At 73.3% G+C, this 26,078-nt stretch carries 21 protein-coding genes; 14 read left to right on the top strand and 7 right to left on the bottom strand.

Annotation, left to right across the window (positions count from 1 at the left end):
* The first annotated feature begins 44 nt into the window (after positions 1-44).
* The 7 genes from IE95_RS0105195 (at position 45) to IE95_RS0105165 (ending at position 7,659) form a co-directional block, all read left to right on the top strand.
* Entirely contained in the window at positions 45-1,403 is a 1,359-nt protein-coding gene (locus IE95_RS0105195) for a sensor histidine kinase (protein WP_030150577.1), read from the top strand.
* Positions 1,400-2,044, top strand: a complete 645-nt coding sequence (locus IE95_RS0105190; RefSeq protein WP_030150576.1) for a response regulator transcription factor — start codon at positions 1,400-1,402, stop codon at positions 2,042-2,044. The genes IE95_RS0105195 and IE95_RS0105190 overlap by 4 nt, the downstream gene beginning before the upstream one ends.
* Positions 2,045-2,241: 197 nt before the next feature.
* Positions 2,242-2,511 carry a 30S ribosomal protein S15 gene (gene rpsO / locus IE95_RS0105185; RefSeq protein WP_030150575.1) on the top strand — a complete coding sequence of 90 codons (270 nt, stop codon included), beginning with the start codon at positions 2,242-2,244 and terminating at the stop codon, positions 2,509-2,511.
* Positions 2,512-2,735: 224 nt separating this feature from the next.
* Positions 2,736-4,967, top strand: a complete 2,232-nt coding sequence (locus tag IE95_RS0105180) for a polyribonucleotide nucleotidyltransferase (protein ID WP_030150574.1) — start codon at positions 2,736-2,738, stop codon at positions 4,965-4,967.
* A gap of 1 nt (position 4,968) precedes the next feature.
* Positions 4,969-6,294 (top strand): M16 family metallopeptidase, encoded by a 1,326-nt coding sequence (locus IE95_RS0105175; protein WP_030150573.1) that lies wholly within the window; start codon positions 4,969-4,971, stop codon positions 6,292-6,294.
* A gap of 151 nt (positions 6,295-6,445) precedes the next feature.
* On the top strand, positions 6,446-7,198 hold the full coding sequence (gene dapB, locus IE95_RS0105170; protein WP_030150572.1) for a 4-hydroxy-tetrahydrodipicolinate reductase: 753 nt from the start codon (positions 6,446-6,448) through the stop codon (positions 7,196-7,198).
* Positions 7,195-7,659: a hypothetical protein gene (locus IE95_RS0105165; RefSeq protein ID WP_030150571.1), complete on the top strand. Its 465-nt coding sequence runs from the start codon at positions 7,195-7,197 to the stop codon at positions 7,657-7,659. The genes dapB and IE95_RS0105165 overlap by 4 nt, the downstream gene beginning before the upstream one ends.
* 17 nt (positions 7,660-7,676) lie before the next feature.
* Here IE95_RS0105165 and IE95_RS0105160 read toward each other — a convergent pair whose 3' ends face one another.
* The 4 genes from IE95_RS0105160 to IE95_RS0105145 are packed head-to-tail and all read right to left on the bottom strand — an operon-like array spanning position 7,677 to position 10,868.
* A complete protein-coding gene (locus IE95_RS0105160; RefSeq protein ID WP_030150570.1) occupies positions 7,677-8,186 on the bottom strand; it encodes a GNAT family N-acetyltransferase in 510 nt (169 codons plus the stop codon).
* Between the two features lie 51 nt (positions 8,187-8,237).
* A complete protein-coding gene (locus IE95_RS0105155) occupies positions 8,238-8,558 on the bottom strand; it encodes an AzlD domain-containing protein (RefSeq protein ID WP_030150569.1) in 321 nt (106 codons plus the stop codon).
* Entirely contained in the window at positions 8,558-9,352 is a 795-nt protein-coding gene (locus IE95_RS0105150; protein WP_084689861.1) for an AzlC family ABC transporter permease, read from the bottom strand. Before IE95_RS0105150 ends, IE95_RS0105155 begins: the two co-directional genes overlap by 1 nt.
* Positions 9,353-9,389: 37 nt before the next feature.
* A complete protein-coding gene (locus IE95_RS0105145; RefSeq protein WP_030150567.1) occupies positions 9,390-10,868 on the bottom strand; it encodes an NAD-dependent succinate-semialdehyde dehydrogenase in 1,479 nt (492 codons plus the stop codon).
* Positions 10,869-11,034: 166 nt separating this feature from the next.
* Here IE95_RS0105145 and dapA point away from each other — a divergent pair, with 166 nt between their 5' ends.
* From dapA to IE95_RS18680, 3 genes are all read left to right on the top strand, one after another.
* Entirely contained in the window at positions 11,035-11,979 is a 945-nt protein-coding gene (dapA, locus tag IE95_RS0105140) for a 4-hydroxy-tetrahydrodipicolinate synthase (RefSeq protein ID WP_036571157.1), read from the top strand.
* Positions 11,980-11,999: 20 nt separating this feature from the next.
* Positions 12,000-13,685, top strand: a complete 1,686-nt coding sequence (locus IE95_RS0105135) for a ribonuclease J (RefSeq protein WP_030150565.1) — start codon at positions 12,000-12,002, stop codon at positions 13,683-13,685.
* A 148-nt stretch (positions 13,686-13,833) separates the two neighbouring features.
* Complete coding sequence (locus IE95_RS18680; protein WP_164984118.1) at positions 13,834-14,199, top strand: Imm51 family immunity protein; 366 nt, start codon at positions 13,834-13,836, stop codon at positions 14,197-14,199.
* On the opposite strand, the gene IE95_RS0105125 is transcribed toward IE95_RS18680, so the two are convergent.
* Positions 14,196-15,134: an MBL fold metallo-hydrolase gene (locus IE95_RS0105125; protein ID WP_051702755.1), complete on the bottom strand. Its 939-nt coding sequence runs from the start codon at positions 15,132-15,134 to the stop codon at positions 14,196-14,198. The two genes, IE95_RS18680 and IE95_RS0105125, sit on opposite strands and share 4 nt — an antisense overlap.
* A 165-nt stretch (positions 15,135-15,299) precedes the next feature.
* Between IE95_RS0105125 and IE95_RS0105120 the strand changes: the two genes are divergently transcribed.
* From IE95_RS0105120 to IE95_RS0105100, 4 genes are all read left to right on the top strand, one after another.
* The gene (locus IE95_RS0105120) at positions 15,300-18,092 is read left to right on the top strand and encodes a DNA translocase FtsK 4TM domain-containing protein (protein ID WP_084689842.1); all 2,793 of its coding nucleotides are present in this window, start codon (positions 15,300-15,302) and stop codon (positions 18,090-18,092) included.
* A 190-nt stretch (positions 18,093-18,282) separates the two neighbouring features.
* Positions 18,283-18,882, top strand: a complete 600-nt coding sequence (gene pgsA, locus IE95_RS0105110) for a CDP-diacylglycerol--glycerol-3-phosphate 3-phosphatidyltransferase (RefSeq protein ID WP_030150561.1) — start codon at positions 18,283-18,285, stop codon at positions 18,880-18,882.
* 10 nt (positions 18,883-18,892) lie between these two features.
* Entirely contained in the window at positions 18,893-19,384 is a 492-nt protein-coding gene (locus IE95_RS0105105) for a CinA family protein (RefSeq protein WP_030150560.1), read from the top strand.
* A gap of 325 nt (positions 19,385-19,709) precedes the next feature.
* Entirely contained in the window at positions 19,710-20,057 is a 348-nt protein-coding gene (locus IE95_RS0105100; RefSeq protein WP_030150559.1) for a helix-turn-helix domain-containing protein, read from the top strand.
* 3 nt (positions 20,058-20,060) lie between these two features.
* Here the strand turns inward: IE95_RS0105100 and IE95_RS0105095 are convergent, their stop codons facing one another.
* Together IE95_RS0105095 and IE95_RS0105090 are read right to left on the bottom strand one after the other, a co-directional pair.
* Positions 20,061-20,912 carry a DNA-formamidopyrimidine glycosylase family protein gene (locus tag IE95_RS0105095; RefSeq protein WP_030150558.1) on the bottom strand — a complete coding sequence of 284 codons (852 nt, stop codon included), beginning with the start codon at positions 20,910-20,912 and terminating at the stop codon, positions 20,061-20,063.
* A gap of 36 nt (positions 20,913-20,948) precedes the next feature.
* The gene (locus tag IE95_RS0105090) at positions 20,949-25,967 is read right to left on the bottom strand and encodes an Lhr family helicase (protein WP_030150557.1); all 5,019 of its coding nucleotides are present in this window, start codon (positions 25,965-25,967) and stop codon (positions 20,949-20,951) included.
* Positions 25,968-26,078 lie beyond the last annotated feature (111 nt).

The following is a 26,078-nucleotide window of genomic DNA, read 5'->3' as shown; positions in this document are numbered from 1 at the left end:
TCGCGCGCGGCACGTCGCGCCTGCCGCGTGGCTAGGGTGGCGATGTGAAGCCACGCGCCGTGATCTCCGCCGCCCTCGGGCTCCAGATCGCGCTCGACGTGCTCCTGGTGGCCCTCGTCGGGCTCGCGGTCGGTTCCCGCTGGGCCGAGGCCCTGAGCGCCGGTGGCCTGGACGCCGGGGCGTGGGGCGCGCTCGCGTGCGGCCTGGGTCTCCTGCTCGTCTACGGCGTGGGGCGCTCGCGGATCAACGTGCGCGACACCGCGGTCGACGCCCCGCGCGGCGCCTGGTGGCCCGTCGGGGCGTGGGTCGCGGCGCTGATCGCGGGGTGGGCCCTCCTGCTGCTCCTGACCCCGGTCGCGCTGTGGATCGCGTTCCCGCTCATGTTCCTCGAGATGCACGTCCTCGGTCCGCGCCGCGGGATCGTGGCCGTGGCCGCGACGACGGCGTGCGCGATCGGCGGAGCGATCCTGGGCGGGCAGCAGCTCGTGGGCTCGATCCTCGGCCCGACGTTCGGCGGCCTCGTCGCGATCGCCGTCGTCCTCGGCTTCGAGACGATCGTGCGCGAGTCGCAGGGCCGCCAGGAGCTCATCGACGACCTGGTCCGCACCCGGGCCGACCTCGCGGCGTCCGAGCGCGAGGCCGCGGTCGCGACCGAGCGCGAGCGCCTCGCGCGCGAGATCCACGACACGCTCGCGCAAGGCTTCTCGTCGATCGAGCTCCTGCTGCGCGCCGCGGACACGGCCCTGGCGGAGGTCGAGGCACCGGGAGCGTTCGCCGAGGGCGCCCCCGGCCCGACGGCGGCACGCACCGCTCGCGGCTACGTCACCCGGTCGCGGCTCGCCGCGCAGCAGAACCTCGCCGAGGCCCGGCGCTTCGTGCGCGACCTCGCGCCCGCGGACCTCGAGTCGGCGACCCTCGTGGGCGCGCTCGAACGGGTCGCCGACCGCACCGCGCTCGCGGCCGGGGGAGGGCTGGCCGTGACCGTCGAGGCCTCGGGGCAGCCTCACCCCCTCCCGGCGACGGTCGAGACCGCGCTCCTGCGCATCGCGCAGTCCGCGCTCGCCAACGTCGTCCAGCACGCGGGGGCCACGCGGGCCGCGGTCACGCTCAGCTTCCTCGGGGACGCCGTGGCGCTCGACGTGGTCGACGACGGTCGCGGGTTCGACCCGCTCGCGCTCCGCGCGCCGCACCCGACCCCGGAGGGCGGCTCCGCCGTCGGGCAGGTGGAGCGTGGCGACGGCGCGACAGGAGCGGCGACGCCCCCGCCCCGCTCAGGGTTCGGCCTGACCGCGATGCGCTCGCGCGTCGCCGAGCTCGGCGGGACGTTCTCGCTCGAGAGCTCGCCCGGCGAGGGCACGGCGCTCGCGGTCCACCTCCCGCTCGACCCCCAGGAGACTCGGTGACACAAGGACCGACGACCATCCGCGTCGTCCTGACCGACGACCATCCCGTGGTCCGCGCGGGCCTGCGGGCCGTCGTCGACGCCGAGGGCGACATGGAGGTGGTCGACGAGCTGGCCACGGCCGAGGAGCTCGTCCGCCGGGTCGGGGTAGGGCTCGACGCCGACGTCGTGCTGCTCGACCTGCGCTTCGGCGAAGGGCGCATGGGCGGTGCGCAGGCTGCGCGCGAGGTCGTGCGCCTGGGCGGGCCGCCCGTCCTGATCCTCACGACCTACGACTCCGACCAGGAGATCCTCGCCGCGATCGAGGCCGGCGCCACGGGCTACCTGCTCAAGGACGCGCCGACCGACGAGCTGACCGCCGCGATCCGGGCGGCGGCCGCCGGGCAGGTCGCGCTCGGGCCGAGCGTCCAGCGGCGCCTGCTCGGGCGCATGCGGGCACCGGGCGTCTCGCTGACGCTGCGCGAGCTCGAGGTCCTGGGGCTCGTGGCGCAGGGCTGCTCGAACGACGAGGTCGCGCGCAGGCTGTTCCTGTCGAAGGCGACGGTGAAGTCCCACCTGGTCCACGTGTACGAGAAGCTCGGCGTGGACTCGCGCACGGCCGCGGTCGCCGAGGCCAGGCGGCAGGGGCTGCTGGGGGAGTGAGATCGCACGCCCAGGCAGCGTCGTCGTACGCTCGTCGAGGGGACCGGGCTCGCCGTCCCGCGAGGTCAGGCCGGGGCTCCGGGCAACCCTGCTAGACTATGGGCGCCGTCAGAACGGCCGCGGAGGCTGGTCAAGCCTGCCGAAGAGCCCAGGGATGAAGCCCTGGAGCGCCGCGCAACGAACACACAAGGAGAGCCGTGCCCCTCGACACTGCCACCAAGCAGCGCATCATGACCGAGTACGCCACGAGCGAGGGCGACACCGGTTCGCCCGAGGTCCAGATCGCGATGCTGACGCAGCGCATCAAGGACCTGACCGAGCACCTCAAGGAGCACAAGCACGACCACCACAGCCGTCGTGGCCTGCTGCTCCTCGTCGGCCAGCGTCGCCGTCTCCTCGGCTACCTGCAGAAGGTCGACATCAACCGCTACCGCAGCCTCATCGAGCGCCTCGGTCTGCGTCGCTGACACCCCCTGACTCAGCCCGGTCCCGGACGGGACCGGGCTGGTCCGGTGTGAAGTACCCGTAAGAAACCCACGCCGCCAGCCTTTTCGTTCGGTCCTCGGTAGTGGCTCCCGGAACCCGCCTCGAGCGGGAAGACCGTGGGCCTCGATCGAAGACCGCCGAGCGTCGAGTGGATGCACCCTCGACAGGCACCGAAGGCGGCACTTCGAGAGTGAGGAGGGCACCCGTGGAGGGTCCCGAGATCGAATTCACCGAAGCAACGATCGACAACGGTCGCTTCGGAACCCGTACCGTCCGGTTCGAGACCGGACGCCTCGCACGTCAGGCCGGTGGCGCAGCCGCCGCCTACCTGGACGGCGAGACCATGCTGCTGTCGACCACGACGGCCGGCAAGCACCCCAAGGACCACTTCGACTTCTTCCCCCTGACGGTGGACGTCGAGGAGCGGCAGTACGCCGCCGGCAAGATCCCCGGTTCGTTCTTCCGTCGTGAGGGCCGCCCCTCGACCGAGGCGATCCTGGCCTGCCGCCTGATCGACCGCCCGCTGCGCCCCCTGTTCGTCAAGGGCCTGCGCAACGAGGTCCAGGTCGTCATCACCGTGCTCGCGATCCACCCGGACGACGCGTACGACACCCTGGCCATCAACGCCGCGTCGATCTCGACGCAGCTGTCCGGCCTGCCGTTCTCCGGCCCGATCGGCGCCGTCCGCGTCGCCCTGATCGACGGCCAGTGGGTCGCGTTCCCCAAGTACTCCGACAAGGAGCGCGCCGTCTTCGACATGGTCGTCGCCGGTCGTGTCGTGGGTGACGACGTCGCGATCACCATGGTCGAGGCAGAGGCCACCGAGGGTTCCTGGAACCTCATCAAGAACGAGGGCGTCGGCGCCCCGACCGAAGAGGTCGTCGCCGAGGGTCTCGAGGCCGCCAAGCCCTTCATCCGCACGCTCGTCGAGGCCCAGCAGGAGCTCGCGGCAAAGGCCGCCAAGCCCGTGCAGGACTTCCCGACGTTCCCGGACTACCAGGACGACGTCTACGCCGCGGTCGAGGCCGCCGCGACGGCCCGCCTGGGCGAGGCCCTGAGCATCGCCGACAAGCAGGACCGCGAGAACCGTCTCGACGAGATCAAGGCCGAGATCCAGGCCGAGCTCGCCGGTGACTTCGCGGGCCGCGAGAAGGAGATCTCCGCCGCCTACCGCTCGGTGCAGAAGAAGCTCATCCGTGCGCGCATCCTCACGGACGGCTTCCGCATCGACGGCCGTGGGCTCGCGGACATCCGCACCCTGTCGGCCGAGGTCGAGGTCCTGCCCCGCGTCCACGGCTCGGCGATCTTCGAGCGCGGCGAGACCCAGATCCTGGGTGTCACCACGCTCAACATGCTCCGCATGGAGCAGCAGCTCGACACGCTCTCCCCGGAGACGCGCAAGCGCTACATGCACAACTACAACTTCCCGCCCTACTCGACCGGTGAGACCGGCCGGGTGGGCAGCCCGAAGCGTCGCGAGATCGGGCACGGCGCCCTCGCCGAGCGCGCGATCGTGCCGGTGCTGCCGAGCCGCGAGGAGTTCCCCTACGCGATCCGTCAGGTCTCCGAGGCCCTCGGGTCCAACGGCTCGACCTCGATGGGCTCCGTGTGCGCCTCGACGCTCTCGCTCCTCAACGCCGGTGTGCCGCTGCGCGCAGCGGTCGCCGGCATCGCGATGGGCCTCGTCTCCGACACCGTCGATGGTGAGACGCGCTACGCAGCGCTGACCGACATCCTCGGTGCCGAGGACGCGTTCGGTGACATGGACTTCAAGGTCGCCGGCACGCGTGAGTTCATCACCGCCATCCAGCTCGACACCAAGCTCGACGGCATCCCCGCGTCGGTCCTGGCCGGCGCGCTGACCCAGGCCCGCGACGCGCGCCTGACCATCCTGGACGTCCTCAACGAGGCCATCGACGTGCCGGACGAGATGAGCCCCAACGCTCCTCGCGTCATCGCGGTCAAGGTCCCCGTGGACAAGATCGGCGAGGTCATCGGCCCCAAGGGCAAGATGATCAACCAGATCCAGGAGGAGACGGGCGCGGACATCTCCATCGAGGACGACGGCACCGTGTACATCGGTGCCACCGACGGCCCCTCCGCAGAGGCCGCCCGCGCGGCGATCAACGCGATCGCCAACCCGCACGTCCCCGAGATCGGCGAGCGTTTCGTCGGCACGGTCGTCAAGACCACGTCGTTCGGCGCCTTCGTCTCGCTGTCCCCGGGCAAGGACGGTCTGCTGCACATCAGCCAGATCCGCAAGCTCGTCGGTGGCAAGCGTGTCGAGAACGTCGAGGACGTCCTGTCGATCGGCCAGAAGGTCCAGGTCGAGATCGGCGAGATCGACCCGCGCGGCAAGCTGTCGCTGCACGCGGTCGTCGAGGGTTCGGACGACGCTCCGGCCGACGCCGAGGCACCTGCCGGGGACGACGCCTGACGTGCCCTGGAACCTTCCGCTCGTCCCCTCGGGCTCGCCCGAGGGTGAGCTGACCGCCGGGCAGGACGGGGCGACGATTCGTCGCTCGGTCCTGCCCGGCGGGGTTCGGGTCCTCACCGAGTCGATGCCGGGCCTGCGCTCGGCGACCGTCGGGGCGTGGGTCGGCGTCGGCTCGCGCGACGAGACCGACGGTCACTTCGGTTCCACGCACTTCCTGGAGCACCTGCTCTTCAAGGGAACTGCCCGCCGGTCCGCGATGGACATCGCCGAGGCGTTCGACGCCGTCGGCGGTGAGGCCAACGCCGCGACCGGCAAGGAGCACACCTGCTACTACGCTCGCGTGCTCGACTCCGACCTGCCCATGGCGGTCGACGTCATCACCGACATGGTGACCTCGGCGCGCCTCGACGAGGACGAGCTCGAGACCGAGCGCGGCGTGATCCTCGAAGAGCTCGCCATGAACGACGACGACCCGTCGGACGTCGTGCACGAGGAGTTCGCGCAGGCCGTCCTGGCCGGGCACCCGCTGGGGCGCCCGATCGGCGGCACGCCCGACACCATCAACGCCGTGCCGCGCAGCGCCGTCTGGGAGCACTACCAGTGGCACTACCGCCCGGAGACGCTCGTCGTCGCCGCGGCCGGTGGGGTCGATCACGACACGCTGTGCGAGCAGGTCGCGACCGCTCTCGCGACCGGTGGCTGGGACCTCGACCCTGCGGGCACGCCTCGCGTCCGCCGCGACAACGCGGACGTGCAGGGCGTGGGGATCGAGGGCGTCGAGCTCACGATCCGCCGCACCGTCGAGCAGGCCAACGTCATCATCGGCGGCACGGGCCTGTCCGCGACGGACGACCGCCGCTTCGTGCTCTCGGTGCTCAGCGCCGTCCTCGGCGGCGGCATGAGCTCGCGGCTCTTCCAGGAGATCCGCGAGAAGCGGGGCCTGGCGTACTCGACGTACTCGTTCGCGTCGGGTCACGGCGGTATCGGGACGTTCGGCCTGTACGCGGGCTGCGCGCCCTCGAAGGTCGACCAGGTCACCGAGCTCATGACGAGCGAGCTCGAGAAGCTCGCCGAGTCGGGCATCACGCAGGCCGAGCTGGACCGGAGCATCGGTCAGCTCTCCGGCGGGCTGGTGCTGGGCCTGGAGGACTCGGGCTCGCGCATGAGCCGCCTGGGCAAGTCGGAGCTCGTGTTCGGCGAGCTGCTGAGTGTCGCCGAGTCGCTCGAACGCATCCGTTCGGTGACGTCCGACGACGTGCGCAAGCTCGCGGAGGAGCTCGCCTCCCGTCCGCGCTCGACCGTACGCGTGGGTCCTTTCGGGGACTGAGTCTCACAGCGTGTGAACGAGGAGGGCCGGTGCGCACCACGCGCACCGGCCCTCCTTGCGTTGCGGCTAGGGTTGTCGTGTGACCTCGAACGACGTGACCCCTGGCCAGAGCACCCCGCAGCACCCCGGCGAGACCGCCGCCCCGACGCCGATCAAGGTCGCCGTCCTCGGCGCGGCCGGGCGCATGGGCGCCACGGTGTGCGCGGCGGTCGAGGCCGCGCCGGACATGGAGCTCGTCGCCCGGATCGACGCGGGGGACGACCTCGCGCAGGTCGCCGCCGCGGGCGCCCAGGTCGCGGTCGACTTCACGGTCCCCGCGGTCACCGAGGACAACGTGCATGCGCTCATCGACCTCGGGGTCCACGCGGTCGTGGGCACCACGGGCTGGACCGAGGAGAGCCGTGGGCGTCTCGTCGCGCACCTGGGGCGCACGGCGGCCGAGGGCACGAGCGTCGGTGTCCTGATCGCCCCGAACTTCGGCCTGTCGGCCGTGCTCGCCATGACGTTCGCGGCCAAGGCCGCGCGCTACTTCGAGTCGGCCGAGGTCATCGAGCTGCACCACCCGAACAAGGTCGACGCACCCAGCGGCACCGCGACGCACACGGCGCACGCCATCGCCCGGTCGCGCGCCGAAGCTGGCCTGGCGGCGAGCCCCGACGCGACCGAGACCGGCTGGGAGGCGCGCGGCGCCGACGTCGACGGGGTGCGGGTGCACGCGGTGCGCCTGCGTGGCCTGGTCGCGCACGAGGAGATCCTCTTCGGCAACGAGGGCGAGCAGCTCGTCATCCGCCAGGACTCGTTCGACCGCGTGTCGTTCATGCCCGGCGTGCTCCTCGGCATCCGTGAGGTCGTCTCGCGCCCTGGTCTGACGGTCGGGCTCGAGAACGTCATGGACCTCTCGTGAGGAACCGCAAGGGCTTGATCGGGGCCGTGGTCGTCACGGCCCTGCTCGCGATCTACGTGTGGGCGATCCTGGGCCGCGCGCAGGCGCTCGTGGGGACGGGCGAGCCCGTGGGGATCGTGATCGGGATCGGGGTCCTGCTCATCCCGCTCCTCGTGATCGGGCTCGTCGCGTGGGAGTTCTGGCTCGCGGTCACGGTCCAGAAGATGGCCGACACCCTCGCGGCCGCGGGCGAGCTGCCCGTCGACGACCTGCCGCGCTCACCGGGCGGACGCATCGACCGCGCCGCGGCCGACGCGGCGTTCGAGGAGCACCGGGCCCATGCGGAGGAGCACCCCGACGACTGGCGGTCCTGGTACCACGTGGCGTTCGCGTACGACGCGTCGGGGGACCGCAAGCGGGCGCGCGCCATGCTGCGCAAGGCCGCGGGGATGTACCGGGCGCAGCGCAAGGCGTCCCGCTAGGACGGGACGTGCGCGCCTCAGATCGTGGCGCTCCACCGGTGCTCGACGACGTCGCGCACCCCGGTCGCCAGCGTCCGGGTCCGCTGGTCGGGGCCGAGGCCCGCGCCGCCCAGGAACTGCTCGCGCGCGGTGTCGCCGTCCAGGATCCACGCCACGACCTCCTCGGAGCCGTCCTGACGCAGCCGGTCGACGGCCGCGGACAGCAGCCGGGAGCCGTGCCCGCCGCGCTGGTGAGCCGGCAGCACCTCGAGCGCGACGAGCTGGCCCGGGGCCACGGCCGCGAAGCCCACGACACGGTCCGCGGCGAGGGCCACGAGCACCGCGAACCCCGGCCCGGGCGGGGACGAGACGGCGCTCGCCCACTGCTCCTGCATCCGGGGGACGTCGAGCGCGTCGATCACCGTGGCGCCCAGGACGTCGCCGTGCGCGGACCGCCAGGACTCGATCTGGATCGCGGTCATCGCGACCTCGTCGCCGGGGACTGCCGGACGGACGGACACGTCCGCCGACTCGCTGAAGAGGGCCATTCGCCAGACCCTACCCGAGGCGGTGCTCGCCGCGGTCCAGGGCGAAGGGCGTCACGGGAGCCCCAGCGCGCGCAGGCCCGCCGCGGTCGCCGCCGCGAGGATCACGACGACGAGGAACGGCGCCCGCAGGGCGAGCGCGACCGCCGCGACGCCGAGCGCCGGGAGTCGCGCGTCGAGCGTGATCCCCTGACCGTCCCCGACGGTCTGGACCGCGACGAGCGCGGCGAGCAGCGAGGCCGTGACGAGGGCAGCGGTGCGCGCGACGCGGTCGGACGCGAGCCAGTGCTCGGGGATCAGGTGCCCCGAGAGCTTGAGCGCGAGGCACACGAGCGAGGCCGCGACCACGGTGGCCCACAGGGCGGCGTCGGACATCAGGGCTCCTCGGTGCGGTGGGTCGGGCCCTCGGAGGGCCGGTCGGACGGGTGGTGCGCGGCGCCGTCGGGCACGTACTCCGTGGCGGTCACGGGCTGCCGCGGCAGCCGGGCGACCTGCCCGACCACGATGGCCACGGCGGCCGCCGCGAGCACGGGGACCCCGGGCGGCACGAACGGGAGCAGCGCGACCGCCACGACCACCGCGAGCGCCGCGGTGAGCTGCATGACGCGGCTCGCGAGACGGGGCCACAGGAGCGCGAGGAACGCCGCGCCCGCGGCGGCGTCGAGGCCCCACGCCTTGGGGTCGCCCATCGCGTCCCCGGCGAGAGCGCCGACGAGCGTGAGTAGGTTCCACACGACGAAGATCCCGATCCCGGTCCACCAGAAGCCTGCCCGGAAGGCCGCCTTGCTGCGCTGAGCGGTCGCGACGGCCGTCGACTCGTCGATCGTGACGTGGGCCGCGAGCACGCGCCGCCACCCGTGCAGGGCGAGCAGCGGCGAGAGCTGCGCGCCGTACAGGGTGTTGCGCAGGCCGAGCAGGCCCGCGGTCGTGACCGCGGCGGCCGACGTCCCGCCCGAGGCCACGACCCCGAGGAGCGCGAACTGCGACCCGCCCGAGAACATGAGCAGGCTCAGGACCAGGGTCTGCGGCAGGTTCAGCCCGGCCACCACGGACAGCGCACCGAACGAGATGCCGTACAGGCCCGTGGCGACCGAGACGGACACGGCCTGCCGGACGGCGGCGCGCACCTCGGTGCGCTCGGCGGGGCTCGCCGGGGGCTCGGCGGGCAGTGGCGAGACAGCCCCGGAACTCGTCCTCACGGTGGGGTCAGAGCGCGACGTACACGGTCTCGAGGTACTCCTCGAGGCCCGCCTCGCCGCCCTCGCGGCCGAGCCCGGACTGCTTCATGCCGCCGAACGGCGCGCTCGCGTCGGACACGAGCCCCCGGTTGATGCCGATCATCCCCGCGTCGATCTCTTCCCCGACGCGCATCGCGCGCGCCAGGTCCCGCGTGTACGCGTAGGCCGCGAGGCCGTACTCGGTGTCGTTCGCCAGGGCGATGCCCTCGTCGTCGTCGGCGAACGCGACGATCGGGGCGACCGGGCCGAAGATCTCCTCGGTCACCACGCGCGAGCCGGCATCGACCCCGGTCAGGACCGTGGGGGAGTAGAAGTGGCCGCGCGAGCGCGGACGGTCGCCGCCCGTGAGGACCTGGGCGCCCTCGTCGGACGCGACCGCCACCAACTCGTCCACGTGCTCGACGGCCTTCGCCTCGATGAGCGGGCCCACCTGCACGCCCTCCTCGCTGCCCGGCCCCACGCGCAGCTCCCCGAACGCCCGGGCGAGGCGCTGGCCGAAGTCGCGCGCGACGGCGTCGTGCACCAGGAAGCGGTTGGCCGCGACACAGCTCTGACCCGTGTTGCGGAGCTTGGCGACGAGCGCGCCCTCGACCGCGGCGTCGAGGTCGGCGTCCGCGAAGACGAGGAACGGTGCGTTGCCACCGAGCTCCATCGAGGTCCGCAGGACATGGTCAGCAGCCCCCTTGAGGAGCGTGCGCCCGACGCCCGTGGACCCCGTGAAGGAGAGCTTGCGCAGGCGGCGGTCCGCGAGCAGCGGGTTCGTCACGTCCGCGGCCGACGACGTCGGCACGACGTTGACCACGCCCGTCGGGAGGCCGCGGTCCTCCAGGTGCCCGCGGATGATCTCGGCGACCAGCGACGTCGTGAGCGGGGTCAGGTGCGCGGGCTTGATCACGACCGTGCAGCCCGCGGCGAGCGCGGGGCCGATCTTGCGTGTGGCCATCGCGATCGGGAAGTTCCACGGCGTGATGAGCAGCGCCGGACCCACGGGGCGGCGCGAGACGAGCTGCCTGTTCGCCCCGCCCGGGGCCGTGCGGATCAGGCCGTCGGTGCGCACCGCCTGCTCGGCATACCACCGCAGGAACTCGGCCCCGTACACGACCTCGGCGCGCGCCTCGGCGAGCGGCTTGCCGCACTCGGCCGTGATGAGCGCGGCGATGTCGTCCGCGCGCGCCGTGAGCGTCGCGAAGACCGCGCGCAGCAGCTCGGAACGCTCGCGTGGCGCGACGGCACGCCAGGCCGGGGCCGCGGCGTGCGCGGCCTCGAGCGCGCGCAGACCGTCCGCGGGGCTCGCGTCCGAGACGTCGAACAGGACCTCCTCGGTCGCCGGGTCGGCGACCTCGAACGTCCGACCCTCCTCGGCCGGGCCCCACTGGCCACCGATCAGCAGCCCGGTCGGCAGGTGCGAGACCAGGGCGGGGGACAGGGCGTTCGTGGCGGGCGACATGCTTCGAGTATCACGCGACCGACGCGGGTTCGCATCGACGCGTCCTCACTCACCTGCGACCCGCCGAGGTGACCTGCGCCTCGAACGCCGCCGAACCTCGCGCACGCGGCGCCCGTCCCCGTGGACCGACCCGCCGTTTCGGTCGCGCGCGCGGTAGTTTGTGCACATGGCACTTCCCCCCACGCAGGCCCGACCGTTCGGCGCCGTCCTGACCGCGATGGTCACCCCGATGACCCTCGCCGGAGAGATCGACCTCGACGCGGCGGTCAAGGTAGCGAAGCACCTCGTGGACAACGGGAACGACGGGATCGTCCTGAGCGGGACCACGGGGGAGTCGCCCACGACGCACGCACCGGAGAAGGCGGAGCTGGTCCGCGCGGTGGTCGACGCCGTCGGGGACCGCGCGCACGTGATCGCGGGTGCCGGCTCGAACGACACCCAGCACGCCGTCCGCATGGCCGAGCAGGCCGCGGAGGCCGGTGCGCACGGTCTCCTCGTCGTGAGCCCCTACTACTCGCGCCCCTCCCAGGAGGGGCTGTACCGCCACATCACGGCCGTGGCCGACGCCACGCCGCTGCCCGTCATGATCTACGACGTGCCCGGTCGCTCGGGCGTCCGCATCGCCCCGGCCACCATCGAGCGCCTCGCCGCGCACGAGCGCATCGTCGCGAACAAGGACGCGACGGGCGACGTCTACACCGCGGCCAAGCTCATCGAGTCGACCGGCCTCGCCTGGTACTGCGGGGACGACGCCATGCTGCTGCCGTTCCTCGCGCACGGCGCGGTCGGCATCGTCTCCGTGGCCGCGCACGCGGTCGGCTCGCGCTTCGCCCAGGTCGTCTCGGCGTTCGACGCCGGTGACCACGCGGGTGCGCTCGCGGCCTTCCGCACCGCGATCCCCACGATCGACGCCATCAACGGAGCGGGCTTCCAGGCCGTCATGGCCAAGGCCGCGCTCCAGATCCTCGGAGTCACCGAGAACCGATACCTCAGGCTGCCGTACGTCGCAGCCACGGACGACGAGGTCGCCGTCGTCCGCGCCGGTCTGGAGGCCTCCGGCCTGCTGGACCCGGCGACCCCTGCGGCCACGCTGAACATGCAGAACAGCTGAACAACAGGCCAGGAGGCCCCGTGAGCCACCCTCACCCCGAACTGTCCCTTCCCCCCGCGCTCCAGGCAGGTGCCCTGCGCATCGTCGCCCTCGGCGGGCTCGGCGAGGTGGGACGCAACATGGCCGTCCTCGAGTACGACGGGCGCCTGCTCGTCATCGACTGCGGCGTCCTCTTCCCCGAGGACAACCAGCCCGGCGTGGACCTGATCCTGCCGGACTTCGACTACATCAAGGACCGTCTCGACGACATCGAGGCGATCATCCTGACGCACGGCCACGAGGACCACATCGGTGCCGTCCCGTACCTGCTGCGCCTGCGCCGCGACATCCCCCTGGTGGGCTCGCAGCTCACGCTCGCGTTCATCTCGGCCAAGCTCAAGGAGCACCGCATCGCCCCCGTGACCCGCGTGGTCAAGGAGGACGAGACGGTCACGTTCGGGCCCTTCGCGTGCGAGTTCGTCGCGGTCAACCACTCCATCCCGGACGCGCTCGCGGTCGCGGTCACCACGGGGGCCGGCACGGTCCTGCACACGGGCGACTTCAAGATGGACCAGCTGCCGCTCGACGGCCGCGTCACGGACCTGCGCGCGTTCGCGCGCCTGGGCGAGAAGGGCGTCGACCTGTTCATGGTCGACTCGACGAACGCCGAGGTCCCGGGCTTCGTGACCCCCGAGGTCGAGATCGGCCCCGTGCTGGACTCCGTCTTCGGCGCGTCGGACAAGCGGATCATCGTCGCGTCGTTCTCCTCGCACGTGCACCGCGTCCAGCAGGTCCTCAACGCCGCGCACAACCACGGGCGCCGCGTCGCGCTCGTCGGGCGCTCGATGGTCCGCAACATGGGCATCGCGGCCGAGCTCGGCTACCTCAAGGTGCCGGACGGCGTCCTCATCGACCTCAAGAAGGTCGACTCGCTGCGCGACGACGAGATCGTGCTCATGTGCACGGGCTCCCAGGGCGAGCCCATGGCAGCTCTCTCGCGCATGGCCAACGGCGACCACAAGGTCTCGGTCGGCCACGGCGACACCGTGATCCTCGCCTCCTCGCTCATCCCGGGCAACGAGAACGCGGTCTTCCGCATCATCAACGGCCTCACGCGCCTCGGCGCGCGCGTCGTGCACGGCGGCAACGCCAAGGTGCACGTCTCGGGCCACGCGAGCGCGGGCGAGCTCATCTACTGCTACAACATCCTGCGGCCCAAGAACGTCATGCCGGTGCACGGCGAGGTCCGTCACCTCGTGGCCAACGGGGCGCTCGCGGTCAAGACGGGCGTGCCCGCCGACCGCGTGGTCCTCGCCGAGGACGGTGTGGTCGTCGACCTCGTCGACGGCAAGGCCTCGGTCGTGGGTGCGGTGCCGTGCGGCTACGTGTACGTGGACGGGTCGAGCGTCGGCGAGCTCACGGACGCCGAGCTCAAGGACCGTCAGATCCTCGGCGAGGAGGGCTTCATCTCGCTGTTCGCCGTGGTCGACTCCGCGACGGGCAAGGTCATCGCCGGCCCGCACATCCTCGCGCGCGGCTTCGCCGAGGACGACGCCGTGTTCGAGGACGTCCGCCCGCAGGTCGTCCAGGCGCTCGAGGACTCGATCGCGGGAGGCGCCACGGACGTGCACCAGCTCCAGCAGGTCATGCGCCGTGTGGTCGGGCGCTGGGTGTCCAACCGCCTGCGTCGCCGCCCGATGATCGTCCCGGTCGTCGTCGAGGCGTAGGCGTCCGATCGTCCGAAGGCCCGTCCTCCCGCTCTGCGCGAGGGCGGGCCTTCCTCGTCGGGGGGCGGCGGACGAGACGGCGGCTCGCATCGGCGGCGAGGACGCGACGCGCGGCCTCATGTCGGTGCGGGCCGCTAGCATCGCGGCCATGGCAACCTCAGCAGACTTCGCCGACCTCGCCCCGGTCCTGCTCGTGACCCACGACGCGAGCTCGAGCATCATCTACTCGCCCGGTGGGCCCGAGTACCTCCAGCACAAGGACGCACTCGAGCGTCACGGCGTCGAGGGCTCGGGCTACGACTTCGCGGGAGCCCTCCAGGCGGTGCTCACCGACGAGTCGCCCGCGACTCTCGACGCCGTCGGGTTCGACCCCGAGGGCGGGATGCTGAGCGTCTACGGCACGGACCTCGACGCACTCCTGGTCGCGGCCCGGCACCTGTCGCGGATCATCGTCGACGACGCCGCCCTGGACGCCGCCCTCGCGCGGTCGGTCGAGCTCGGCCTCGACGACTAGGAGCGGGTGCGCCGCAGGTGGTCGAGCTGCTTGCGGTGCTCGCCCACGACCCACTCGCCCGTGACGCGGGGGTCGTCCGAGGCGTCAGGGCCGTCCGCGTCGCCGTCGGCGGCCGCCTCCAGGGCGTCCAGGTAGGCCCGGTCGGCGCCGAAGCGCTCCCAGATCGCGTCGCTGCCCGTGGCCACGTGCCCGTGGCCGGGGACGAGGGTGTGCACGCCGTGCTCGGAGACCGCGTGCTCGAGCGCGTCGAGTCCCGCGCGGTACTCGCCCACGGGGTCGGGGGACTCGAGGTCCAGGAGCGGCACCTCGACGTCCGAGAGCATGTCTCCGACCACGATCACCCCGGCGCCCGGCAGGACGAGCGCGCCGTGGCCGGGCGCGTGCGCCTGGTGCTCGACCACGAGCACGACCGGTTCGCCCCCCGCCCCCGGCATCGCGGCGGGCATCGCCCCAGCGCCCGACGGCGTCGCGCGCCCCGGCCCGGCGGGCCACGGCAGGTGCAGCGCGTCCGGGTGGCCGGCCCCTGAGGGGTCGCCCGCCCCCGACTCGGGAACCGGCGTGAGGCGGCCGAACAGGGTGAGGTCGTGCCCGGGCGCCTCGCGCTCGACCTTCACGAGGTCCTCGGCGAGGCTCCGCTCCTGGGCGCGCACCGCCGTCGGGCAGGCCCAGCGCGGGACGTCGCCCAGCGCACGCGACCACAGGACGTGGTCCCAGTGCGGGTGGGTCGAGAACCCGGCGGTGACGCGCCAGCCGCGGTGGGCGATCGCGGCCGCGAGGGACTCGACCTCGGCGACGGTGATGCCCGGGTCGACGACCATGGCGCGTCCGTCCGGGGCCACGACGACCGTCGTGAGGCTCGTCCAGATCTCGGCCGTCGCGACGTGCACGCCGTCGGCGATCTCGTGCAGCTCGCGCAGCGGGCCAGGGGTGCTCATACCCCGATCCTGCCCCGGTTCCGCCACCCGTCGCGACCGCTCGGGCAGGACACGCCCCCACGGCGGGGCCCGGGCGCGGCCCGGAACGTTGCCGGATTCGTCACAGGACACGCACCCTCGGGGTGCAGGGCCGACCTGGCGGGCACGGGTACCGTGGTGCGTACTATGGCGACCCGGACGTCTTCGACGAAACGGCCCGCGACCTCCCGCAAGACCACCTCGCGTGGTGCGACGGGCAGATCGGGGGGACCTTCGAGCGCGTCCCGCGCCCCGCGGGGCTCGTCGGCACGCAGACCGGCCACCCGGCCTGCGCCCTGGCCCGTCCGCGCGGTGCGCGGCCTGTGGCTGGGGTGCGCGCACGCGGTCGGCGCGGTGACCCGCAGCATCGGCAAGGGAGCAAGAGAGCTGGACCCCTCACATCGGCGCGACGGCGTCGCGTTCCTCCTCCTGGCACTCGCCGTGATCGTCGCGGCCCGCGAGTGGTGGGGGATCTCTGGCGCGTTCGGCACGGCTGTCCACGCGGTCTCGGCAGGCGTCTTCGGCGTCGCCGCGGTCGCCCTGCCCGTCCTGCTCATCTGGCTGGCCGTCCGGATCATGAGGCACCCCGAGCGGACGCAGGCGAACTCGCGCGTCACGATCGGGCTCTCGTTCATCGTCGTGTCGGTCTGCTCCCTGGTGCACGTCGCCGAGGACCTGCCCGCCCCGCGTGACGGCTTCGCGGCCGTCCAGGACGCGGGTGGCGTGATCGGCTACCTCTTCGCGACCCCGGTCCACACGGGACTCACCGAGTGGTTCGCCGTTCCCCTGTTCCTGCTGCTGGGCTTCTTCGGGATCCTCGTGGTCACCGCGACGCCCGTCCACGCCATCCCGAGCCGCCTGCAGGGCATCTACGACCGGTTGACCGGCAACCACCGCGACGGCGAGGACGGCCGCGGCCCCCACGACGACGACGGCCTGCAGCTCGCCGACGGCGTCTCTCGCCACGACGGCACCGACGAGGCGCCGCGCAAGCGCCGCGTCGGGCGTGCCCGCAAGACCAAGGCAGAACGGGAGGCCGAGGCGGCCGAGCGCGAACGGCTCGACGGCGGATACGTCGGCGACGAGGCCTTCGAGCGCGCCGCGATGCTCGAGGCCGAGGAGGAAGCGGCCCGCAAGAGCGCCCGCGGGCGCCGCCCCGGACCGGTCGGCCCCCCGCCGGCACCCGACGCGCACGAGGACGCGGCCGACCTGCCCACGCAGGTCGTCCCGTCGCTCGACAGGACGAGCCCCTCGCCCAGCGCGCCCCCGCCGCCGCCCAACAACCCCGTACCGCGTGGCGTCCAGCCCATGCTCGAGGGCGACACGGTCTACGTGCTGCCCTCCGAGGACGACCTCGTCAAGGGTGCGCCCCACAAGGTGCGCTCCGCGGCGAACGACCGCGTGGTCGAGTCCCTCACGCGTGTCTTCGAGCAGTTCGAGATCGACGCGAAGGTCACGGGCTTCACGCGCGGACCCACCGTGACCCGCTACGAGGTCGAGGTCGGCCCGGCCGTCAAGGTCGAGCGCATCACGAACCTGTCCAAGAACATCGCCTACGCCGTGGCGTCGGCCGACGTGCGCATCCTCTCGCCCATCCCCGGCAAGTCCGCGATCGGCATCGAGATCCCCAACACCGACCGTGAGACCGTGGTCCTGGGCGACGTGCTGCGCTCGTCCGTGGCGCGGCGCACCGAGCACCCCATGGTCATGGGCGTCGGCAAGGACGTCGAGGGCGGGTACGTCGTCGCGAACCTCGCGAAGATGCCGCACATCCTCGTCGCGGGCGCCACCGGCGCCGGCAAGTCGAGCTTCATCAACTCCATGATCGTCTCGATCCTCATGCGGGCCACGCCCGAAGAGGTGCGCATGGTCCTCGTGGACCCCAAGCGTGTCGAGCTCACGATCTACGAGGGCATCCCGCACCTCATCACGCCCATCATCACGAGCCCCAAGAAGGCCGCGGAGGCCCTCGAGTGGGTCGTGCGCGAGATGGACGCGCGCTACGACGACCTCGCGATGTTCGGGTACAAGCACATCGACGACTTCAACACCGCGGTCCGGGCCGGGAAGGTCAAGCCGCTGCCGGGCTCGGAGCGCAAGATCGCGACGTACCCGTACCTGCTCGTGGTCGTCGACGAGCTCGCGGACCTCATGATGGTCGCCCCGCGCGACGTCGAGGCCTCGATCCAGCGCATCACCCAGCTCGCGCGTGCTGCGGGCATCCACCTGGTGCTCGCGACCCAGCGTCCGTCGGTCGACGTCGTCACGGGCCTCATCAAGGCCAACGTGCCCTCACGCCTAGCGTTCGCGACGTCGTCCCTCGCGGACTCGCGCGTCGTTCTCGACCAGCCCGGCGCCGAGAAGCTCATCGGGCAGGGCGACGCGCTCTTCCTGCCGATGGGGGCCGCCAAGCCCATGCGCGTGCAGGGGGCATGGGTTGCCGAGAGCGAGGTGCACGCCGTCGTCGAGCACGTCAAGTCGCAGCTCAAGCCGTCCTACCGGACCGACGTCGCGGCCTCGGCCGCGACCAAGAAGCAGGTCGACGAGGACATCGGAGACGACCTCGACCTGCTGCTGCAGGCCGCCGAGCTCGTCATCACCACGCAGTTCGGTTCGACGTCGATGCTGCAGCGCAAGCTGCGCGTCGGCTTCGCCAAGGCCGGGCGCCTCATGGACCTGCTCGAGTCGCGAGAGATCGTCGGTCCCTCCGAGGGGTCCAAGGCTCGCGAGGTCATGCTCACGGCCGAGGACCTGCCCGCGACGCTCGCGATGCTGCGTGGCGAGCCCGGGGCCGAGGTGTACGACGGGGAGGCCGGAGGAGGTGAGCCGGCCGGGGGCAACGGCCGCGACTACTCCGACGGCGCCGACGGGCACATGCCTCCTGTCGCCCAGGAGTACCACGACGACGCGGGCGACGAGGCGGACTGGCGCGAGCGCTGACCCGCTGAGCGACCGGGGGTGTCCGCTCATCAGGCCGTCGGCCGCCCGCGCGGCCGCCCGCCCGGGTGCGCGCCCGGGTGCGCGCCTCGCCCCGGGCGGGGACGTCGGACGTCGGTCCGACGAGCCGCCACGGCCGCCCCCGATCGGGCCGTGGTCCCGGGACTGCCCGAGCACCGCCTACGCTTGTCGTGTGGTCACAGCCGTCCCGTCCCCCTGGAACTCCGCGAACGCGGTCACTATCGCCCGGATCGCCGTGGTCCCCTTCTTCGCGTGGGCGCTGCTCGCCGACGGCGGGCACACGGTCACCTGGCGCCTGGTCGCGACGGCGCTGTTCGTCCTCGCTGCCGCGACGGACCGCGTCGACGGGTACCTGGCCCGGAAGTACGACCTGGTCACGGACCTCGGCAAGCTCCTCGACCCCATCGCCGACAAGCTGCTGATCGGGGCCGCGCTGGTCCTGCTCTCGGCGCTCGGCGACCTGCCGTGGTGGGTCACGATCGTCATCCTGGCTCGTGAGCTCGGCATCACGCTCATGCGGTTCGCGGTGCTCAAGTACACGGTCATGCCGGCCTCGCGCGGTGGCAAGCTCAAGACCGTCCTGCAGTCCGTCGCGATCTCGATCTTCCTGCTCCCGCTCGACCAGATGCCCGGCTGGATCACGGTCGTCGGCTGGGTCGTCCTCGGCGCAGCGCTGGTCGTCACGGTGGTCACAGGGGTCGAGTACGCCTACCAGGGCTGGCGGCTGCGACGGGACGCGCTGCGTGCCGCGAAGACGGCCGGTCAGGACTGAGCCGGTTCCGATGACGAGCGCGGACCTGGCACCTGCGACGGGCGCAGCGGACCTCCTGGCCTCGCTCGCGTCGCGGGGCTGGACGCTCGCGGTCGCCGAGTCGCTGACGGGTGGGCTCGTCACGGCCCGTCTCGTCGCCGTCCCGGGCGCCTCCGCGGTGCTGCGGGGCGGCGTCACGGCGTACGCGACCGACGTCAAGGCGAGCGTGCTGGGGGTCGATGCCGAGCTGCTCGCCGAACGCGGCGCGGTCGACCCCGAGGTCGCGCGGCAGATGGCGCAGGGGGTGCGGCGCCTCCTGGGTGCGGACGTCGGGCTCGCGACGACCGGGGTCGCCGGCCCGGCACCTCAGGACGGCAAGGCCCCGGGGCTCGTCCATGTGGCAGTGGCCTCGCCCGGGCGGACCGAGGTCGCCGAGCTGCACCTCGACGGTGACCGGGCCGCGGTGCGCGAGGCCACGGTCGGACACCTCCTGACGCTCGCGCGTGCCGTCGTCACCGGGTGATCTCTGCGGCGTTCCGACGAGGGCCGGACGTGCCATGGGCTGGTCTGCACGAGGGCAAGCACTGGGGAGTGCGTGGAGAGTTCGTGAACTCCCGGCAACGTCGTGGACGTCTCCCCGGTACGGGAACAACCCTGGGAGGAAGCGCGTTGAACAGCACGTGATCGCCAAGAGGCCATTCAACAGATCAGCGCATGAGACAACCCCGGGTGCGGGGTACGGTAGGACGATCCCCGCGCGAGGAGCACGGGGAACGACAGGTCAGCGAAACACCACAGGAGCCAGGCAGGCTCCGTCGATCGCACGGGACACGGAAGGGGGCCGCCAGATGATTGTTCTTCGACGAGAGATCGGGGACGTGCTGCGAGACGCTCGCCAGCGACAGGGCCGCACCCTGCGAGAGGTGTCCTCGGCCGCACGCGTCTCCCTGGGATACCTCAGCGAGGTCGAGCGTGGTCAGAAGGAAGCGTCGTCCGAGCTCCTGGGCTCGATCTGCGAGGCGCTCGACATCCCCATGTCGGTCGTGCTCCGCGAGGTCAGCGACCGGGTCGCCGTGGCCGAGGGGCTCATGATCCCGGACACGATCCCCGCGGACTTCGCCACGAGCCTCATGGGTCGCGGTGCTGCGGCCGAGAGCGCGCGGCGCATGCGGGAGGACCTCCAGCCGGTCGGCTGAGGCTCAGGCCCTCTGACAGGTCGGACACCAGAAGATCGGTCGCTCGAACGGCGCTTGGTTCGCCGGAGCGACAGCGACGGGCGTGCCACATCGGTGGCACGCCCGTCGTGCTCTGCCGTGGACGTGCCGGCGCACCGTGCCGACGCCCTCCGCGACGCTGCGGAGCATGAGCCCGCGCGTCGTGCGCAGCAGGGCCTCCAGGTCGTGGTCGGACACGTCGTCGACGGGCGTCCACGGCCACAGCCGCTGGGCGAACAGGCCTTCGGCCGTGTAGATGGTGCCGAGGCCCGAGACCCCGCGCTGGTCGAGCAGCGCGTCGGCGATCGGCAGTCGCGTGCCCCGTGGGGCCGGGGTCGCACTCCCGCCGACCGTGACCTGCGCGGGGAACCCGCCCTCGGCGGCGGCAGCGCGCAGGCGGGTTACCGCGAGCCCCACGCCGGTCTCGGGATCCGTGAGGAAGTCCGCCGCGAGGATGTCCGGTCCCAGGTGCCCGAGGAGCAGGTGCTCGTCGCGCGTGCGGACCACGTCGAGCATCCCGAGCCGCTCGCCGACGCACGTCCAGGTCTCGTTCGCGAGGACCGCGCGCACGTCGCTTCCCCGGGCCGCGGCAGCGGCCGACCCGGTCCGGGCGATGCGCCACTGCCCTTCCATCCGCAGGTGCGTGTGCAGGGTCGTGCCGTCGTCGAGACGGGTCAGGAGGTGCTTGGCGAACGCCAGCACCTCGGTCACGGTCCGCCCGGTGAGGTCGGTCCCGCCCGCCTCGGCCCAGCGCAGCTCGGCGCGTCCCAGCGCGCGCCCGCTCAGCGCGGCGTCGAGACGCTGTGCGGTGACCCGGACGACGTCGCCCTCAGGCACGGTGCGCTCCCGTCCCGCGCGCACCCCGGGCGCTGCTCATGCGCGCAGGCCTCGCGGCGTGGGCCGGAACCCGGCCTCCAGGAGCGCGGCCGTGACGCCGAACGCGCGCGACGCGGTGCTGCCCGCACCGGCCAGGGCGTCGATCCCGTCGATCCGCCCGATCACCATCTTGCCGAGCAGCCCGGCCCGGGAGGCCCGCGCGAGCTCGGTGCACGCCGTCGCGAGGCGGCGGGCAGCGGACGACGAGTCGTCCCCGAACGAGATCAGCGACCGCCCGCCGCGCTCGACGTACAGCACCAGGTCGCCGCCCACGAGCACGACGACGGAGCCCACCTTGCGCCCCGGGCGGTGCGTCGCGCGGGGCGTGGGTCGGGCGGCCACCGCGCGGGTGGTCAGCAGGGCGGTCGAGGTCGACGCGCTCGATGATCCCGTCGCAGCGTCCGTCGCCGCCCTCGCCGAGCCGGGTGCCGCGAACCCGATCGGGGCGCCGCCCCCCGGCTCGTGCGGCACCCGAGGTTCGGGCCACGTCAGGGCTGCGCCGTAGGGGTTGGCCGGGTCGGTCGCGGCGAGCAGCAGCGCGGCGAGCTCGCGGCGTCCCGGCGACTCCTCGGCATGCTCGCGGTCCTGCGCGTCCGTGCGGAGCTGGTCGACGGCTCCCGGGAGCGCGAACTGCGAACCGCCGAGGTGCTCGACGAAGTAGCCGCGCCGGACGGTGCCCGTGGTCTCGAGCTCCGACAGCACGCGGTAGACGCCGCGGAAGTAGTTCGTGACCCCCTCCGACGGGGCTGCGCCCCGTGTCAGGACGCCGTGACGGTCGAGCAGGACCCTGGTGAGGGCGTGCGTGCGGCGCGTGGGGTCGAGCTCGCGGGCCGGCAGCGCGGACCAGCGCCCCGAGCCGCCGCGCAGGTCGCTCTCGCCGCGGGCGGAGCCCGACGCGCCCGCGCCGAGCGAGGCGAAGCGTCCCCGGGCCAACGGGCGGGCGCGGACGGGGGCGCGGGGAGCGCGGTGCGCCCCGCCCCCGGGACCGAGGCGGCTGCGCAGGGCACCCAGGCCGTCGTTCGTGACCCAGCCCGCCCACACCAGGTCCCACAGGGCCTCGAGCGTCGCGGCCTGGGACGCGCCCGCGAGCTCGGCGATCCGCGGTAGGAAGAACCCGCCCGAGCCGGTCAGCAGGTCCGCGACGACCCGGTGCAGGTCGCTGTCGAGCGGCCCGTCCTCCTCGAGCGGGGTCGCGTCGGGGAGCGTGAGGGGAGCGGCGTCCGCGAGGTGCAGGCTCACGAGCCCGTCCTTCCCCCCGGGCAGCGACGAGTGGCCGCACCACAGGACCTCGCCCGTGGTGGTCAGCTCGTCGAGCAGCGCGGGCGAGTAGTCCGTGACGCGTGAGGGCAGCACGAGCGTCTCGAGGGCCGAGGCGGGGACCGCGGCGCCGGAGAGCTGCTCGACGACGCGCAGCAGCCCGTCGACCCCTCGCAGCGTGCCGATACCGTGCCAGCGGGGCAGGAAGACACCGAGTGCCTCGGGGGCGACGGGTTCGACCTCGGCACGCAGCGCAGCGAGCGACCGGCGCCGCAGGGTCCGCAGGACCTCGGCGTCGCACCATTCCTCGCCCGTGCCGCCCAGCGACTCGGGGCGGAGCCGCCCGCACACGAGCACGCGCGCGGCCTCGAGCCGGCGCAGCACCCCGGTGGCCACGGCGACCCCGATCCCGAACCGGGCCGCGACCTCGTGCGCCGAGAACGGGCCGTGGGTGCGGGCGTGGCGTCGCACGAGGTCGCCCAGCGGGTCGGGGACTGGCTCGGTGAACACCTCGGGGATGCCAGTGGGCAGGGCGACTCCCAGCGCGTCCCGGAGCCGCCCGGCGTCCTCGACCACGGCCCACTGCTGCGCGACGTCGTCGGGCACCCCGGCCAGGCGCACCCGGATCACCCGGCGCGCCCCCTCCAGGGTGGCGAGCCATGCGGTTGCCTCGTCGCGCACCTCCTCGCGCGTGCGTCGGACGACCTCCGCCACGGGCAGCGGACCCAGGCGACGCAGCAGGTCCCACACGTCCTCCGCGTGACGGGCTCGACGGTTCGGCACCAGGGCGCCGAGCTCGGCCTCGGTGCGCTCGACCGACTCCGGGTCGAGCAGGTCGGCGAGCTGCGACGCCCCGCCCTCGGTGCCGAGCAGCTCGGCGAGCAGCGTCGGGTCGAGCGACAGCGCGGCCGCCCGACGCTCGGCGAGGGGAGCGTCGCCGTCGTACAGGAACTGGGCCGTGTACCCGAACAGGAGCGACTGCGCGAAGGGGGACGGGGTCGGGGTCGTGACGTCGACCAGCCGGACCCGGCCCGCGGCCAGGTCCCGCATGAGGTCGGTCAGGGCAGCGACGTCGAAGTCGTCCTGGAGGCACTCGCGCGCGGCCTCCAGCACGATCGGGAACTCGGGGTACTCGCTCGCGACCGACAGGAGCTGGGCCGAGCGCTGGCGCTGCTGCCACAGCGGCTGCCGCTTGTCGGGGCGTCGTCGGGGGAGCAGGAGCGCACGGGCTGCTGCCTCGCGGAAGCGCGCGGCGAACATGATCGAGCCGCCGAGCTCGGCCCTGACCTCGTCGAGGACCTCCTCGGGCGCGAGCAGCAGGTCCTCGGCCGTCACGACGGGGGAGCCGGCGCCCGTGGGGGAGTCGTCGTCCCAGCCGCCGTCGCCCAGGTCCGGCAGGCGCAGCACGATCCCGTCGTCCGAGTGCATGGCTGCCGCGTCCAGGCCGTAGCGGTCGCGCAGCCGCGCTCCCAGGACGAGCGCCCACGGCGCGTGGACCTTGGCCCCGTAGGGCGAGTGGATGACGACGCGCCAGTCGCCCAGCTCGTCGCGGAAGCGTTCGACGACGACCGTCCGGTCGTCGGGCACGCGCCCCGTGGCCTCGCGCTGGTCACCCAGATAGGCCATGAGGTTGTCGGTCGCCCAGGCGTCGAGACCCGCGTCGCGCAGGCGTTCGGCGAGCGGCCCGTCCGACGCGGCGAGGGTCTCGAGCTCGCGCACCCAGGCGCCCACGGCTCGGCCGAGCTCGGCGGGCCGACCGGGCGAGTCGCCCTTCCAGAACGGGAGCCGTCCGGGTGCGCCCGGGGCCGGGGTCACGAGCACGCGGTCCGGGGTGATGTCCTCGATGCGCCACGTGCTCGACCCGAGCGTGAACGTGTCGCCCACGCGCGACTCGTAGACCATCTCCTCGTCGAGCTCGCCCACCCGCCGACCACCCCGCGCCCGCGCACCCGTCGCGGCGCCGCCCGGCGCGTCGCCGAGCACCCCGGCGGTGTCCTCGGGGCCCGCGGTCGTGGCGGGGTCCGTCGCGAGGAACACCCCGTACAGCCCCCGGTCGGGGATGGTGCCACCGCTCGTGACGGCGAGCCGCAGCGCTCCGGGCCGCCCGCTGAGGAGCCCCGTCGTCCGGTCCCAGACGATCCGCGCGCGCAGCTCGCCGAAGTCCTCGCTGGGGTAGCGGCCCGCGAGCATGTCCAGCACGGCGTGCAGCGTCGCGTCGCCCAGCGCCCCGTAGGGCGCGCTGCGCCGCACGAGGGCCGCGAGGTCCGCGACGGTCCAGTCGTCGAGCGCGACCATGGCCACGACCTGCTGCGCGAGCACGTCGAGCGGGTTGGACAGCACGTGCAGGTGCTCGATCTGCCCGGTCCGCATGCGGTCCGCGATGACTGCGGAGGGCACCAGGTCGCCCCGGAAGGTCGGGAACACGACGCCGTGCGACACCGCGCCCACCTGGTGTCCTGCGCGCCCGATGCGCTGGAGACCGCTCGCGACCGACGGCGGTGCCCCGACCTGGACCACGAGGTCCACCGCGCCCATGTCGATGCCCAGCTCGAGGGACGACGTCGCGACGACCGCGGGCAGGCGCCCGTCCTTGAGCTCGGTCTCGGTGCGCGTGCGCTCGGCCCGGCTCATCGAGCCGTGGTGCGCGCGGGCGATCACGGGGTCCGTGCCCGCGCTGGCCCCCGACTGGGCCAGCACCTGCGCGGGCTGGAGCGTCCCGACGTCCGGCACGTCCTCGCCCTGGCGCTCGGCCCAGACCTCGTTCATGCGCGCCGTGAGGCGCTCGGCCCCGCGCCGGGAGTTCGTGAAGACCAGGGTCGAGCGGTGCTCGGCCACGAGGTCGACCACGCGCTCCTCGACGTGCGGCCACACCGACGGGCGCGGCGGACGGGCCGTGGCGGGACCCGAGAGGTCGGGCTCGCCGTCGGGCAGGGGCGCAAGGTCCTCGGCCCCGGTGGCCCTGCTGGGACCCGGCGCGCTGCGCAGGTCGGCCAGGTCCGGGACGGGGACGACGATGTCGACCTCGATCTTCTTCTCCGAGGGAGGCTGCACGACGACGACCTCCCGCCCCTGGTCCTCCGGGCGGCGGTGCCCCGCGAGGAACGTCGCGACGGCCTCGACCGGCCTGACCGTCGCGGACAGGCCCACGCGCTGCGCGGGCACGGGGAGCAGCGCGTCGAGGCGTTCGAGCGAGACCGCGAGGTGCGCCCCGCGCTTGGTCCCTGCCACGGCGTGGATCTCGTCGATGATGACGGTCTGCACGCCCGCCAGCCCTGCACGCGCCTGGGACGTCAGGACGAGGAACAGCGACTCGGGCGTCGTGATGAGGATGTCCGGGGGAGCGACCCCGAAACGGCGCCGTTCGTTCGCGGGCGTGTCACCCGTGCGCGTGCCCACCACGACGTCCGGGACCGTGGTGCCGAGCCGCACCGCGGCCTGCCGGATGCCCGCGAGCGGGGACCGCAGGTTGCGCTCGACGTCGGCGGCCAGCGCCTTGAGCGGGGACACGTACAGGATCTTGCAGCGGTGCTCGGGGTCCGTGGGCGCCTCGTCCGCAGGAGGGGAGAGCAGCCTGTCGAGCGACCACAGGAAGGCCGCGAGGGTCTTTCCCGACCCCGTGGGGGCGACGACGAGCGCGTGCCGGTCGCTCCCGATCGCCTCCCACGCGCCCGCCTGCGCGGCCGTCGGACGCTCGAACGCGCCCTCGAACCAGGCGCGGGTCGGAGCGCTGAGACCGGCGAGAGGATCGGAGGACGTCACCTCGCCATTGTGGGCGCTGCCACCCACAACCGCTCCCCGCCCGGGGCGCGCGGAGTTCGAGCCAGGTGCGGAGGTGCCACGATGACGGGGGAGCCCCCGGGACGTGGCAGG

The sequence above is a fragment of the Oerskovia turbata genome (assembly GCF_000718325.1).
Lineage (GTDB): Bacteria > Actinomycetota > Actinomycetes > Actinomycetales > Cellulomonadaceae > Oerskovia > Oerskovia turbata.
The sequence above is the reverse complement of the archived record's forward strand: the minus strand, read 5'-3'. Positions and strand labels throughout refer to the sequence as shown.